This window comes from Bacillus sp. CZDM1 (genome assembly GCF_055502545.1).
The window spans coordinates 1-15793 of record NZ_JBUESO010000020.1; the positions used below are offsets into that span (position 1 = coordinate 1).

Here is a 15793-nt window from a genome sequence, read left to right on the forward strand (position 1 = left end):
TCGTCGTTGTTAAACATTGTAGCCAAGTAGGATAAAAATGACCCCTTTTCTTTTTACACAATTATACGGACTTAATCAATTCCTCCGTCTATTTAAGCCTTTTTTAATAATAATTACTAAATAAGCGGAATTTCTCCGTCTATTTATCAGCTCTGGTCCTTAAACTAACTTGATATCCCCCCACCGATTGTAACTGTCCGCCTGAGGTGGACAGTGTCCACGGACGGTGACAGGCACCGAGAAAGGCACCGAGGCGGCGGACCATAACGGCACCAGCCTATTACCTTTTTAAATATCTATCTTCAACGATTTTTCGGTGATGCATTTCGTGGCCAACTATGATGTAGGCGATGGCTCTGGTGGTGATTTCCATTCCGTTTGCGTTGCCTATATTTGCCCACGCCCCGGCAGGGATGTTTTGGATGAGGGTGATGGCGGCGTTTCTTGTAGCTTTGAAGTCTTCAAGGATTGCCTCCATTGATAGGTTATGGGTTTGGGCTGCTGCAACATAATCGGTTTCATTAAAGCCAGCTAAAGGGGTTTGATCTCCGCGGCTGACACGAAGCAGGCGATAGGTCATGATTCTTTCCGTATCGATAATATGTCCAAGCACTTCTTTCACACTCCATTTTCCCGGAGCATAACGACAGTTAGCCTCTTCTTCGGAAAGCCCCTTAAAAAGCGTAACCACCGCTAAAAGATTTTCCTGCAAAATCTGTACAATCTCACCATTCGGAACCAGTTGAATATAGGGCTGATAATAACTTGGATATTCGTTTTCTATTGGACGTTGAAGCATTGGTTTTCCACTCCTCTCAATTCTGTAGATTTTATTTGGAAATATATTCATTACTAAATTTATCCTATCACATTATTAAAGCTGAATAAATTGATAAACACAGCAGTTCATTTGTTTAAAGAGGGGAAATTCATAAAATGAAAAAAAAAATTGTTTTACGCTTACAATATTTTATTGACGAATTTTGTCGACGGTGATATTCTATGTATACAGTTAATTTGTTAGTTCATTAAACAAATTAATTCCGATATTCAAACACTCTCGAGAAGTTGAAAAATAAACATTGAGTATTTTTGTAAAGGGATTCACAAAATAAGTAACAAATCGTCTTAGCAATTATTTAAAGTTTTTACATTAATTATTTTAGAACGATTTAATAGGAGGGGTAATCATGGCTAGAGCAATACAACAAAAAGTTGAAACCAATAGCGGGGAAGCAAAACGTCCATTCGGCATGAGAGATAAATTAGGTTACTTATTTGGTGATTTTGGAAACGATTTCTTCTTTATACTAGTCGCAGCTTTCCTTATGGTTTATTACACGGATGTCTATCATCTTAATCCAGCTGCTGTCGGGTTCCTTTTCTTAATCGCACGTTTATGGGATGCAGTTGCTGATATTACTTGGGGCCGCTTCATCGATTCAAGGAAAGCAGGAAAGAATGGAAAGTTTAGACCTTGGATCTTTAGAATGTCCTTTCCACTTGTCATTACCGGTGTGTTAATGTTTGTTCATATTCCAGGAATGTCTGATGGATTTTACCTTGCTTATGCATATGTAACCTATATTATTTGGGGAACATTATATTCCACTGTTAATATTCCTTATGGCTCAATGGCTTCTGTAATTACAGCTGATCCTATTGAACGTACTGCATTATCTAGCTGGAGAACATTAGGGGGAAACTTAGCTGGATTAATCATTAATGTTGTTGGACCAATGATTTTGTTTGTTGACAATAAAGCAGATGCTAATCGATTCCTATTAGGTGCAATCATTTTCGGTGTTCTTGCGCTTGCTTGTTATATGGCTTGCTATAAATTAACTGTTGAACGTATTGTCATGGATGAAACAAATAAACCAAAAGCTAACTTTGGCAAAACAGTTAAAGGTCTTGGTAAAAACAAACCACTTATTTGGTTCCTTATTTCTTCATTATTGTTCATGATTTGTTTTATGTTAATTAGTACTGTAAACGTATTCTTATTTAAAGATTACTTTACAAACGCTAAAGCATTAAGTATGGTTGGTCTTCTTCAATCATTAGCGGTATTTGTAGGTATGCCTATGGTCAAACCATTAGTTTCGAAATTTGGTAAAAAAGAAGTGGCTTTAGGTGGTTTATTACTTGCTGCTCTTGTATACGGTGTTTTATATTTCCTACCAAACTTAACAGCCACACAATTTATTGGAATCTTAACTGTTGCTATGTTTGGTTATGGTATTTTCAACCTAGTTATCTGGGCGTTCGTTACAGATGTAATCGATTATCATGAGTATTTAACTGGTTTGCGTGAGGATGGTACCGTTTACTCCATTTACTCAATGGCTCGTAAAATCGGACAAGCTGTTGCTGGCGGCGTTGGGGGTGCAGCGATTGCATCAGTTGGCTACGTTGCAGGTGCCGAAGCACAAACAGCTGAAACTCTATCAGGAATTCATACACTGGCTACTTTAGTTCCGGCGGTTGCACTGATTGTAGTATTCCTAATGATTCTATTCCTATATCCATTAAATAAAAAGCGTACAGAACAACTTACAGCGGATTTAGCTGCGAAAAGAACAGCTAACAAATAATAAAATATAACAAAAAGATAGCTAAGAAATTTTAGCTATCTTTTTTATTGCAGAAAAATAATCCCTTAAGCTATGTAAGCTAAAGGGATTATTGTCAGAAAATAAAGAATTAAATGTTAACGCTTGCATTATTTTTGGTTTCAATTTGATATTTTAAATTTAACATCGGGACATCCAGGAAATGTTTGATTGCAAGCGCGCAAGCACCTAGAACGGCAGAATCCCTGCCAATTGTAGATATCTGAAGTGCACGGTAATGGCTGATGGAAGAATTCAAATTTCCACTAATTTTATCGAGTGAATTTGGATATAAACGCAAGAGCTCACTATCAAGCACCAGTACATCAGGGTTATACATATTGATCATGTTATTTAAGCCAATTGAAAGGTAATAGATAAATTGTTCCATCAATTGAACTACTTCTTCATCGCCTTCGTCAAGCCATTGTTGAATATGCTCATAGGTAATAGGTTTGATATTACGTTTCTCTGATAAAGTATTGAAAATAACATTCTCAGAAGCATATCTTTCCCAGCAGCCTTTATTTCCACAATTGCATTGGATTCCATTTGGTACAACAATCATGTGGCCAATCTCACCAGCGAAGCCATCATGTCCTCGGAAAAACTCATTGTTCATCATCATCCCAAGGCCAATACCAGAATAAAGAGTGGCAGCTAACAAATTATCTGTTTCGTGGTTCACAAATACTCTCTCCGCGAAAGCACTTAGATTCGCATTGTTTTCTAGGTAAACATTGATGTCGATTTGTTTTTCTAAGTCAGTTTTAAGGCTAATATTCTTCCAGTGTAAGCGTGGTACATAATGAATGGTTTCATCTTTTCCGACAAGTCCATGAATAGCAAAAACAATTCCGATAATTCCATATTGACTGAAAGCGTATTCACTTTTAAATATGTTAATTTGCTCTACTAAAAGATTTAATATCTCCTGATAGTCTGAAGTATTTGTTTCAATCCTCTTAGAATGGACAGGATTGCCGATAAGATTAGAAACAGTAAACGAAATATGGTCATAATCAAGGTCAATGCCAAGAGCAAAGCCCACCTCACTGTTTAAGGAAAGCATGATCGGCTTTCTGCCAACAGCATAGTGCTCAAGCTGTGTCTCTATTATTAGACCTTCGTCGATTAAATCTGCTACCTGTGCTGAGATGGTTGCACGTGTGAGAGCAGTAACTTTTGATAAATCTGCTCTAGAAATTAAACCTTCTTTGACTATTTCTCTTAGAATAATTGAGCGATTAATTTTTTTAATGTATGCCGCGTCACCGGTAATCATGTGTGTCCTCCATTTCGAGCAAGCGTTTATACTATAATCCTAGTATAACAGGTTATTAAAGCAAGGTCTCTTTGTTTTTAAAAAAATTCATAATCTTTCAATTGACTTAACAAAATAAACATGATAAGTTGGTAATGTATTTAATTTGTTTACTAAACAAATTAAAAGATGAAGTTTTATTGGAATTTCTTAATATATTTGTAAGGGTTTACAGATAACAATAAAGTAAGTTAATTCAGGAGGGTTTCGAATGAAAAAATTTTTAGACAAAGACTTCTTGTTAAATACTGAAACAGCTATTAAATTATTTGAAAATGCAGCCGATGGACTGCCGATATTTGACTTCCACTGTCACTTAGATCCGCAGGAGGTTTGGGAAAATAAGTCTTATGAAAATATTACCCAATTATGGCTTGGGGGAGACCATTACAAATGGCGTACCATGCGTATGAACGGTATTGGCGAGAAGTACATTACAGGTGATGCATCCGATTGGGAAAAATTCGCTGCGTGGGCAGAAACCGTACCAAACTTAATCGGTAACCCGCTGTATCATTGGACTCACATGGAGTTAAAAATGTTCTTTGGAATCGAAAAGCTGCTAAGCCCTTCGACCGCTCGTGAGATATACGATGAATGTAATGAGAAGTTGAAAACTTCGGATTATACAGCTAGAGCTTTTATTGCAAAATCTAATGTGAAGTTTATCGGCACAACAGATGATCCTAATTCAACATTGGAATACCATCGTTTATTGAAGAATGATGAGACCTTTACTACAATCATTGCACCGACATTCCGTCCGGATGGAGCTTTATTTATTGAGCGTCCTACATTTGTCAGCTGGACCCGGAAATTAGAAGAGGTATCTGGAATTAAGGTTGATTCACTTGATGGATTCTTGAAGGCATTGCAGCAGCGTGTTGATTTCTTCCATGAAAATGGCGGACGTGCATCCGACCATGATATTCAAAAAATGGAATATGTAGAAACAACAAAGGAAGAGATTGAAGCTATTTTCAATAAGCGAGTAAGCGGGGAACAGCTTTCTAATGATGAACTGGTTGCTTACCGTTGGTTCTTATTAACAGAGCTTGGAAAAATGTATGCTCGAAAACAGTGGGTGATGCAGCTTCATATGGGTGCCATTAGAAATAACAATACCAAAATGAAAGAGCTTATTGGTCCAGACACAGGCTTTGATTCTGTAGGTGAATCTAATTTTGCAGAAGGTGTTTCTCGATTCCTAGATACTCTTGAGCAGCAAGATGCATTACCAAGAACCGTATTGTTTAACCTAAATTCTAAGGATAATCCAGTTCTTGCAGGTATGATGGGCAACTTCTATGAAGAAGGCGTTCCAGGTAAAATTCAATTTGGTTCTGGCTGGTGGTTTAATGACCATATCGATGGAATGGAAAGACAAATGAAGGATCTTGCAAACGTTGGTCTTTTAAGCCACTTTATTGGGATGTTAACAGATTCTCGCAGCTTCCTTTCTTATGCTCGTCATGAATACTTCCGTCGAATTCTTTGCAATATACTAGGTGAATGGGCAGAAAGCGGACTAGCACATAATGATATTGAATTCCTTGAGAAAATGGTTAGAAATATTGGCTACAATAATGCAGAGAAGTATTTTTTACAGCGCTAAGAAATTAAGTTAAGATAAAGGGGCGCCCTTTATAAGGCTCACCCCTTTATACATAGTTATTTTGTGTGAAATATTCTGATTTGAGCAAGATAAAGTTGGAGCGAAAAAAATAGGATTAGGGAAGAAAGAGGGATAAAAAATGACTCAACAGCAAATTGGTGTAGTTGGTTTGGCCGTAATGGGTAAAAACCTAGCGTTAAATATTGAAAGCCGCGGTTATTCTGTCGCTGTATTCAACCGTTCTTATGACAAAACGGAAGAATTTCTAAAGAACGAAGCTGAAGGAAAGAACTTTGTAGGCGCACGTACTGTTGAAGAATTTGTAAATTCTTTAGAAAAGCCTCGCAAAATTTTGTTAATGGTTAAAGCAGGTACTGCCACAGATGCAACCATTGACTCATTAAAGCCATTTCTTGAAGAAGGCGATATCCTAATTGATGGCGGGAATACATTCTTCCAAGATACAATCAGACGTAATAAGGAACTAGAAACAGCAGGATTCCATTTCATCGGAACTGGAGTTTCTGGCGGGGAAGAGGGCGCATTAAAAGGTCCTTCTATCATGCCTGGCGGTAAGGAAGAAGCTTATAATCTTGTTAAGCCTATCTTAGAAGCCATTTCTGCAAAAGTAGAGGGCGATGCATGCTGCACATATATTGGCCCAAATGGTGCGGGTCACTATGTGAAAATGGTTCATAACGGAATCGAATATGGAGATATGCAGTTAATTTGTGAAGCTTATTTTATCTTGAAAAATGTCCTTGGTTTAGATGCTAAAGAGCTACATGAGGTCTTTGCTGAATGGAACAAAGGCGAATTAGACAGCTATTTGATTGAAATCACTGCAGATATTTTTACAAAGGTAGATGAAGAAACAGGTAAGCCAATGGTTGACTTAATCCTCGATACTGCTGGTCAAAAGGGTACAGGTAAATGGACAAGCCAAAATGCACTTGATTTAGGTGTTCCACTTCCAATTATCACGGAATCCGTATTTGCCCGTTTTATTTCAGCGCTGAAGGACGAGCGCATTAAGGCAAGCAAGGTTCTTAGTGGGCCAGAGGTTAAAGGCTTTGATGGCAATAAAGAAGAATTAATCGAAGCAGTTCGTAAAGCATTGTATATGAGTAAAATTGTTTCTTATGCACAAGGTTTTGCACAAATGCGCGCTGCATCTGAAGAATATGATTGGAATCTTCGTTACGGTGATATCGCGATGATTTTCCGCGGAGGATGTATCATCCGTGCGCAATTCTTACAAAAAATTAAAGACGCTTATGATCGCGATCCTGAACTAAGAAACCTATTATTAGATCCATATTTTAAAGATATCGTTGAAAACTATCAACAGCCGCTGCGTCAAGTACTTGCTGTTGCCATTGAGCGTGGAATCCCAGTTCCATCATTTGCAAGTGCAATTGCCTACTATGATAGCTATCGTACAGAAACGCTTCCAGCAAATCTTCTGCAAGCACAACGTGACTATTTCGGTGCACATACGTATCAACGTATTGATAAAGAAGGTATCTTCCACACTAACTGGATGGAATAGGATTCCTCGATTTCCCTAATAAGAGACAAAACTGCCAGAAAAGTGGTCGGTTTTGTCTCTTTTTTTACTGGTACAATAAATAAGAAAGCAATATCAGTCAAAAACCTCGAAAATGAAAGCAGTTTCAGAGAATGTTTTTTTACTATTGCAGGGGTAAAATATAAGTAAGCTTTAAATCGCTTAAGGAAGGCGTGAGGGCTGTGGAAGAACTAAATAATTTGCCTAATAAAGGAAGAGTATTGGATGAATGGATTACTGCATTTTATCGTATGCAGGGAGTGGAATTCTATACTTTTCAATTTCACTCACATCACGAATATGAGATTTATTTCTTCTGCGGCGGAGATTGCAAGTATTTAATTAACAATCGGATTTATGAATTGGTGCCTGGTGATATTATTCTCTTGGATGGAATGACCCTTCATAAGGCTAATCCTGGAGGCGAGAGTACCTATACGAGAAGTATGGTTCATTTTTCACCTACCTGGCTGTCCGAGTTGATATCTACACTGGGAATACCGAATTTATTAGATCCTTTTAAAAAACTAAATAATCCGCTTTTGCGTACGCACTACGATGAAAATGGACAATACGTGGATGGGCAGTTAAGAAAAATTTCGGGGCTTTTATCCGAAATCGATGAAGAACATCAGCGTACAGGTAAAAGAAATGAATTATTTGAGGCTGAAGTTAAACTCGAGCTGATTCAACTGTTACTCTGTGTTTATAAAATGAGCCTGCAGAACTTAGCACGAATTACAAGTAAGAAGACCGATAAGGAAGTACATGCGGAGGAAATAGCTTCGTGGATAAGAGACCACTATAAAGAGAAAATTAGCTTAGACCGGATTTCGTCTGAACTTAATTTAAGCAAGTATTATGTCTCGCATGTTTTTAAAGAAGTTACAGGTTTTACTGTAATGGAATATGTAATGGGCTGCAGATTAAACCAAGTGAAGTTTTTATTAGAAATGGAGCCAGACCTTTCCATAGCTGAAGTATCTACCACTTCAGGTTTTGAAAGTCTTGCCCATTTCAGCCGCTACTTTAAAGAGAAAGTTGGGTTAACCCCTTCAAGGTATCGGAAAAATAAACTCACTGCCAGCAGCTAGCAGTTAAGGAGGAATTAGTCTAAATGAATCAAGATTTACTGATTTCAGGATTTTCAGATGAAATTTCATCTGATTTTGATACCCAGCTTGAGGTTGTCTCAAATTTGGGGATGAAATATATTTCGTTACGCGGCATTGATGGGAAAAATATTGGTGATTTTACTGTCGATGAAATCAAGGAAACAGTACAGCCAAGACTGAAAAAAGCTGGAATTGGGGTTTCTTCCATCGGCTCGCCTATTGGTAAGGTATTTATCAATGATGAAGAGGGCTTTGCGAAACAAAAGCTTATGCTGGACACGCTTTGCCAAATTAGCAACTTGCTTGATTGCAAATATATGCGAATCTTCAGCTTCTATATTCCAAAGGGTGAGGATGCAGACCAATATCGTGGTGAAGTGGTTAGTAAACTAAAGGAATATGCTGCTATTGCAGAGAAATACAATGTGATTTTACTTCATGAAAATGAAAAGGATATCTTTGGTGATATCGGTAGACGCTGTCATGAAATTTTAACACAAGTTGGTTCTCTGTATTTTAAAGGGATTTTCGACTTCGCTAATTTCGTACAGTGCGGTGAGGATACACAGGAGTGTTACGATCTCTTAAAGGATGAGATTGTTTATATACACATAAAAGATGCTGTAACATCTGATAGTCAAAATGTTGTCTGTGGAACTGGAGAAGGGAAAATACCTGAATTACTAGCTCAGTTTATTAAGAGCGGCTACAAAGGCTTTTTAACCCTTGAGCCACATCTTGTTCTCTTTGATTCTCTAATGGATTTAGAGCTTGAGGATGCCACCGAGATCATAAAGGACGATAAAGGGCTGGATGGTGCCGGCGGTTACAAGCTTCAATATGAAGCACTTTTAGAAATTCTAAACAAAATTGAAAGCGAGGAAATTTAATTATGGCTGATGTAAGATTAGGGATTATCGGATTAGGTGCAGAAGGCGGTATGTACGCAAATTTTATTACCGAAGGCAAGGTTAAAAACATGGTGATTGGTGCGATCTGTGATAATGATCCTGCTAAAAAACAAGTAGCAGAAGAGAAGTATCCTGGTGTTCCTTTCTACGATAATTATATCGATATGCTTGAAAGTGGTGATGTTGATGCAGTCGTTACCACTGTACCGCATTATCTCCATCCTGAAATGGGAATCGAAGCACTAAAAAGAGACATTCATGCATTAGTGGAAAAACCAGCTGGTGTTTATACAAAACAAGTGAAAGAGCTAAACGACTTTGCAGCTTCAAAGCCTGAGCTTAAGTTTGCAATCTTCTTTAACCAGCGCACAAATCCACTTTATAAAAAAGTAAAAGAAATTATTGATAATGGTGAGATTGGCAGCATTCGCAATACCAACTGGATTATAACTACCTGGTGGAGACCTCAAGGATACTACAATCAAAGTGAATGGAGAGCAACTTGGGGCGGAGAAGGCGGTGGTGTCCTTGTAAACCAAGCGCCGCACCAAATTGACTTGCTTCAATGGATTTGCGGTATGCCGAAAAAGGTTTATGCAAAAGTAAACTTTGGCTCTCAAAGAGATATTGTGGTTGAAGACGATGTGACTGCAGTATTTGATTATGGAAATGGTGCTTCAGGTGTATTTGTAACTCGTACACACGATGTTATGGGGACAGACCGTTTAGAAATATTAGGCGACAAAGGAAAAATTATCGTTGATAACAGTAGTAAAGTAACCATCAAACGCCTGAATAAATCCGAAAATGAAATGAGCTCTACCATGGATATGTCAGATGTTATGAAGCTGTTTATGGGCGGCGGTGCAGGTGAGATTTTCACTGAAGAAGTACTTGATTTTGGCAATGTTTGGGGCGAACAGCACATTGCTGTTTTAGAAGACTTTGCTTCTGCGGTTGTAGAAGGTACACCATTATTAGCTCCAGGCAGCGACGGTATTAATGGTGTTAGACTTGCAAATGCTATGCACCTGTCAAGCTGGTTAGGCAAGGAAATCGAAGTACCATTTGATGAAGATTTATTCCTAGAGGAATTAAATAAACGAATTGCCGAAGAAGGTAAATATCCGGTTAGAAAGTAATAAACATATGAAACGAACTCATCGCTATAGCAGCTTTGAGTTCGTTTCAAAAGGGAGGAACAAATGCTAAAAGTAGCAGTAATAGGACTTGGAGATATTTCAAAAATTCATATTCCAGCTATACAAGCTAACCCAAATGTAGAGCTAGTGGCAGTATGTGATCTTGATGAATCATTTGAAGGAACCGTGCCAGGTGTCAACTTTTATAGCGATTATCACGTGATGCTCGAAAATGAAAATCTTGATGTTGTCCATAATTGCCTCCCTCACTATCTCCACTACCCTGTAACAAGAGATTGTGTAGAAGCGGGAGTAAACGTATTTCAAGAAAAGCCACTGGGGTTGAACACGGAAGAGGGCAAGGCACTTGTAAAACTAGAGGAAGACCACAGTGATGTTAAAATTGGTGTCTGTTTGCAAAACCGTTATAATGAGTCATTTGAAATGCTTCAGGAGATTGTTAAGAGCGGCGAATACGGACAGGTCACAGGGGTAAAAGGTTTGGTGGCTTGGTATCGGCCAAAGGCGTATTATGATGTGAAACCTTGGCGTGGAAAAATGGAGTTTGCCGGCGGCGGTTCCATGATCAATCAAGCGCTTCATACCCTGGATTTAATACAGCTAATGGGCGGAAAAATGGAATCAATAAGAGGTTCAGTGGACCAATTATTGGATTATGGAATTGAAGTAGAAGACACTGCCTCTGCACATATTCTCTTCAGAAACGGAGCAAGAGGATTGTTTTTTTCAACGAATGCCAATGCTGAGAACTCCAGTGTAGAGCTAGAGGTGTATCTTGAAAAAGGTAAATTCATCATTAAAGACAGTATTCTTTCTAAGATAAATGAAGAGGGAAAAAAGGAAGAATTGGTAGAAGACGCTAAGCTGCCTGGCTCAAAATTCTATTACGGTGCCAGCCATGCGAAAACGATCAATCAATTCTATAACTGTATTTTACAAGACAGTGATGATTATGTTCATGCACAGGATGCTCTCGTATCCATCCAAATGATTGATGCGATTCGGCTTTCTTCAGAAACAAAACAAACTATTAAGATGGAGGGATAACGATGAAAAAAGGTAAAATCGGCGTTCAAATGATGATGCTAAAAGGTAAGGTAGAAGAACTGGGTGTTTATGAGACTTTAAGACAAGTAAGAGAGCTTGGTTATGGAGCTGTAGAAGTATCACAAATTCCAATGACTGCTGAAAATGTTGCCGAGTTAAAAAGAGCGAGTGAAGACTTTGATATCAAAATCGCTGCCCTTTCAGCCGCTCTAGAGCCAATGATGCCTGGTATGCCAGGAGAAACCTTATCGAACGATTTCGATAAAATTGTAAGCGATTGTAAGACGTTAAACTGTAACTTCCTGCGTATCGGTATGCTTCCTTTTACAGTAATCGGACATAAAGATAAGATTATGGAGTTTGTACAAAAATGTGATGAGGTTGCACAAAGATTAGCTGAGCATGGTATTGAATTGTACTACCATAACCACCATATCGAGTTCCAAAAATATGATGGGGAATACCTTTTAGATATTATCAAGAACAATACTTCTAAAATTGGCTTTGAAATGGATGTCCACTGGATTCATCGCGGCGGTCTAAATCCTATTGAAGTATTAAAAAATTATGCAGGCCGTATCTCTTTAATCCACTTAAAAGACTACCGCATCGGACAATTTGATGTAAGTGTATTAGAGGGCGGATTTGAGCCTGCTACGTTCTTCCAAGCCTTCAATAATGTAGTACAATTTGCTGAACTAGGTGCAGGAAGCCTGGACCTTAAAGCAATCATTGAAGCTGGCCTAGAAAGCGGCTCACAGTACTTCTTAGTAGAGCAGGATGACTTATATGGACGCGATCCATTTGATTGTCTAAGAGACTCTGCTAATCACTTAAGAGAGCTAGGATATGCTGATTGGTTTTAATATATTGAAAAAGTAAAAAAACAAAAAGGCAGTGGGGGTCCGCTGTCTTTTTGTGTTGGGTGATTTTCACAAGGTAGAGGGTTTCCTGTATATTTATCTAGGAGAAAAGGTATTCTATCAACAAAATATTTAGAAAATTAAAAATCTGTTGACTGGAGATAGAAGAGATGATATTCTTTATTTAATTAATTAGTTCATTAAACTAATTAATTAATTTGATAATTGTTTAATAGGAATTTTTATTTTTCAATCGAAAATGAAAGGGGTTTCACATGTGGGTGTTCCTTAAATCTTCCAGAAAAATTAGTGAAAAAAGTATTGCATATGAAAGCGGATTCAATTATTATAAAAGTGTGGGAATTAGTTAGTTCATTAAACAAATTAAAGGGTAAAATTTCCACAGGGGTATAATTTAACATTAACTTTAATGAAAGCGGTTAAACCGCCTAGGGGAGGATGCTGGGATATGACAACTTCAGCAGTTAATAATCAGCAATACAATCGGGCTAAGCTTTGGGAAATTGGCTTCTTCGCTTTAAATAACACAGCAACCAATCTTTACATGTTTATTTTAGCTTTTGTTTCCTACTACGCAGCGGGAGTTGCGGGTATTGCAGTAGTTGTAGTAAGTACTATCCTAATGAGTATGAGAATTTGGGACGGAGTTACGGATCCCATCATTGGTTTCTTGGTAGATAAAACAGAAGGCAAGTTCGGAAAGTTCCGGCCTTATATGGTGATAGGAAATATCATCTTAGCAGCTACTATCCTCGTATTATATAATGTTACACACTTATTGCCGGAATCATTCAGACTGCTATTCTTTATCTTAATCTATGCCATTCATATTATCGGATATACTTGTCAAACTTCCGTTACAAAGGCTGCACAAACGGTTTTAACAAATGACCCTAAACAGCGTCCTTTATTCGCAGTATTTGATGGAATATACAACACACTGCTTTTCACAGGCGGACAAGTTTATGTAGCATCCTATTTAATTAAAAAACATGGCGATTTTAATATGGGCTTATTCACTGAATTAAACACGCTGGCTCTTATTCTTTCAGGGGTATTTACCGTATTAGCTGTAATTGGAATCTCAAGCAAAGATAAAAAAGAGTTTTTTGGATTAGCAGAGGATACAGTTCAAACGAAATTCAGCGACTTCTGGCCGCTTCTAAAAGGTAATAAAGCGTTACTTAAACTAATTTTTGCTGTAACAGTTGACAAATTAGCATTCTCACTTTTGCGCCATTCCGTAGTAATGGTTATGATATTCGGGATCTTAATCGGCGATTATGCGTTGAGCGGTACAGTATCGATGATTACGATTGTTCCAACCTTATTGATTACATTCTGGGCAGTGGCAAAAGCAAGAAAAACAGGTATGAAAAAAGCATTTCTTTTCTCAACTTGGATTGCATTAGGTGCTTTCGTTGCATTAATTGCAATGTTTACTCTAATAGATGGTTCAAGCATCTCAATGAGCAACCTTGGATTCACAACCATCTTGTTCTTTGTTTTATACACAATGGCAATGGGATTTGGCGGCGTTCCATCAACGCTTGTTAACCCAATGATTGCGGATGTATCCGATTATGAAACAGATAAATCAGGAAGATATGTACCGGGTATGATTGGAACATTGTTCTCTTTCATTGATAAATTAATCACATCTTTAGCACCTGCAATTGTTGGTTTTGCAGTCGCGTTAATCGGATTTAAAGAGGCATTCCCAACTGTAACGGATACGTTAACACCAGAATTAAAACTTGTAACGATTATATTAGCCTTTGTTATTCCAGCTGTTGCATTGACCATTTCTGGACTAACGATGTCTCGCTATGAACTTGATGATCAGAAAATGGCAGAAATACAAGAAAGTATCAATGCGAAGAAATCAAAGAGTAAAGTTGCCTAAGAAGATAGACTATTTCATTTTAAAATGTAAACGTTTAAAAACTTAATTTATTTATTGCTTAAAATTCCCTTTGGCAGTAATCCAAAGGGTTTTTTTTTGCATAAAAAAACCAATTCACTATTATTTGCGTGAATTGGTTTCTTTTTGTTTATGACTTTCTTGTGGAAGGTAGTTAATCCATTCAATTGTCTCTACGATAGCTTGCCATAATTTTTTCATGTTCATTTCCCCCTATTGATTTGTTACCTTTATTATGGGGGATTAGGGTATTTCTAACAATGCTGCTGAAAACGGAAACAACGGGAATGAAAACGAGAACAATGTTGATGAAAACGTAAATCATCGGCAATTTTCTTACTTTTTCACAGTTTTCCTCGTGTTTTCATATTAGTTTATCATTTCACTTCCGTGTTGGTTTCATCAAAAGCTAAGCTTAACTCAGAAACATCCAAAAAGTTCTTAATGGCCAAGGCGCACGCACCCAAACTGCACGCCCTTTTACCGAAGTCAGATATTAAGAGTTTACGATAATGACCAACTGTTGAAGTAAGGAGAACTTTTATCTCAGCTAAAGCGTTCGGATACATTCTTAGCAGTTCACTATTAATCACTAATATCTCAGGATTATAAAGGTTAATAATATTATTTAACCCAACGGATAAATATTTAATATATTGTTCCATTAACTTACAGGTAATTGGGTCCTTCTCCATTAACCAATGTTGGATGTCTTCATAGGTTATATTTGTTTTATGGTGGCTCTCTGTCAATTGACTTACAAAACTCGATTCAGAGGCGTATTGTTCCCAGCAGCCTAGATTTCCACATCGGCAGGGAAGACCGTCAGGAACGATAATCATATGACCAATCTCGCCTGCATAACCATCGCAGCCTTTAAGTAATTTACTATTTACCATAATTCCCAGCCCAATTCCCGAATACAAACTAACAGATAATAAGTTTTCACTTTGATAATGTTTATAGACAATCTCAGCGAATGAACACAGGTTAGCGTTATTTTCGACGAAAATATTGATTTCGGTTTCATTTTTAAGGTCAGTTTTCAAATCTTTATTATGCCATTGATGGTAAGGTACAAAATAAATGGTTTCATCATTATTTACGATTCCGTGAATCCCAATAACTACGCCGATTAAGCCATATCGTGCATGTGAACATTGTTCTTTATAAATAGTAATCTGTTCTGTTAACAATTTTAGAATCAAATTATAATCAGATGTTTCCAACACGATTGAATGGGTGTCGAGGGGAGTACCGCTGATATCAGCTAAGGTAAACGTAATATTATTCTTATCCAGGTCAATTCCTAACGCAAATCCTGCTTGTTTATTAATGGAAAGCATGATAGGTCTTCTGCCTAGGTTTTTATGCTCAGCTTGAGTTTCTATAATTAATTCCTCAGCTAATAATTCAGCTGCCTGCACTGAAATGGTTGCTTTATTTAGGCCGGTAATCTTTGCTAAGTCTGCACGAGATATAAGGCTGTGTTCAATTATTTTACTAATAATTAATGAGCGATTTATCTTTTTTATAAATGAAGCATCTCCGGTGACCATATAAAGCACCTCCTTGGTTAATTTCTAATGAAAAATGGTTAATTGCAGTTCATAACAATTGACGTA

12 protein-coding genes are annotated in these 15793 nt (G+C 37.5%); 9 read left to right on the forward strand and 3 right to left on the reverse strand.

Going from position 1 to position 15793, the window contains the following annotated elements:
* Positions 1-280: 280 nt before the first annotated feature.
* Positions 281-799 carry a DinB family protein gene (locus tag ACY3XC_RS26270; RefSeq protein WP_464871180.1) on the reverse strand — a complete coding sequence of 173 codons (519 nt, stop codon included), beginning with the start codon at positions 797-799 and terminating at the stop codon, positions 281-283.
* 391 nt (positions 800-1190) lie between these two features.
* On the opposite strand from ACY3XC_RS26270, the gene ACY3XC_RS26275 reads away from it, so the two are divergent.
* Entirely contained in the window at positions 1191-2597 is a 1407-nt protein-coding gene (locus ACY3XC_RS26275; protein WP_464871181.1) for an MFS transporter, read from the forward strand.
* A gap of 109 nt (positions 2598-2706) precedes the next feature.
* Here ACY3XC_RS26275 and ACY3XC_RS26280 read toward each other — a convergent pair whose 3' ends face one another.
* Positions 2707-3900 carry an ROK family transcriptional regulator gene (locus ACY3XC_RS26280; protein WP_464871183.1) on the reverse strand — a complete coding sequence of 398 codons (1194 nt, stop codon included), beginning with the start codon at positions 3898-3900 and terminating at the stop codon, positions 2707-2709.
* A gap of 250 nt (positions 3901-4150) precedes the next feature.
* Between ACY3XC_RS26280 and uxaC the strand changes: the two genes are divergently transcribed.
* The 8 genes from uxaC to ACY3XC_RS26320 all read left to right on the forward strand — a co-directional run bounded on the left by uxaC (position 4151) and on the right by ACY3XC_RS26320 (position 14150).
* Positions 4151-5554, forward strand: a complete 1404-nt coding sequence (gene uxaC / locus ACY3XC_RS26285; RefSeq protein ID WP_464871184.1) for a glucuronate isomerase — start codon at positions 4151-4153, stop codon at positions 5552-5554.
* 139 nt (positions 5555-5693) lie between these two features.
* Positions 5694-7106 (forward strand): NADP-dependent phosphogluconate dehydrogenase, encoded by a 1413-nt coding sequence (gene gndA, locus ACY3XC_RS26290; protein WP_464871185.1) that lies wholly within the window; start codon positions 5694-5696, stop codon positions 7104-7106.
* 200 nt (positions 7107-7306) lie between these two features.
* Positions 7307-8218: an AraC family transcriptional regulator gene (locus ACY3XC_RS26295; protein WP_464871186.1), complete on the forward strand. Its 912-nt coding sequence runs from the start codon at positions 7307-7309 to the stop codon at positions 8216-8218.
* Between the two features lie 23 nt (positions 8219-8241).
* On the forward strand, positions 8242-9129 hold the full coding sequence (locus tag ACY3XC_RS26300) for a sugar phosphate isomerase/epimerase family protein (RefSeq protein WP_464871187.1): 888 nt from the start codon (positions 8242-8244) through the stop codon (positions 9127-9129).
* Between the two features lie 2 nt (positions 9130-9131).
* Positions 9132-10292 carry a Gfo/Idh/MocA family protein gene (locus tag ACY3XC_RS26305; protein WP_464871188.1) on the forward strand — a complete coding sequence of 387 codons (1161 nt, stop codon included), beginning with the start codon at positions 9132-9134 and terminating at the stop codon, positions 10290-10292.
* Between the two features lie 63 nt (positions 10293-10355).
* Positions 10356-11360, forward strand: a complete 1005-nt coding sequence (locus ACY3XC_RS26310; protein WP_464871189.1) for a Gfo/Idh/MocA family protein — start codon at positions 10356-10358, stop codon at positions 11358-11360.
* 2 nt (positions 11361-11362) lie between these two features.
* The gene (locus tag ACY3XC_RS26315; RefSeq protein ID WP_464871190.1) at positions 11363-12226 is read left to right on the forward strand and encodes a sugar phosphate isomerase/epimerase family protein; all 864 of its coding nucleotides are present in this window, start codon (positions 11363-11365) and stop codon (positions 12224-12226) included.
* A gap of 466 nt (positions 12227-12692) precedes the next feature.
* Positions 12693-14150 carry an MFS transporter gene (locus tag ACY3XC_RS26320; protein ID WP_464871191.1) on the forward strand — a complete coding sequence of 486 codons (1458 nt, stop codon included), beginning with the start codon at positions 12693-12695 and terminating at the stop codon, positions 14148-14150.
* Between the two features lie 395 nt (positions 14151-14545).
* Here the strand turns inward: ACY3XC_RS26320 and ACY3XC_RS26325 are convergent, their stop codons facing one another.
* A complete protein-coding gene (locus tag ACY3XC_RS26325; protein WP_464871192.1) occupies positions 14546-15727 on the reverse strand; it encodes an ROK family protein in 1182 nt (393 codons plus the stop codon).
* Positions 15728-15793: the final 66 nt, after the last annotated feature.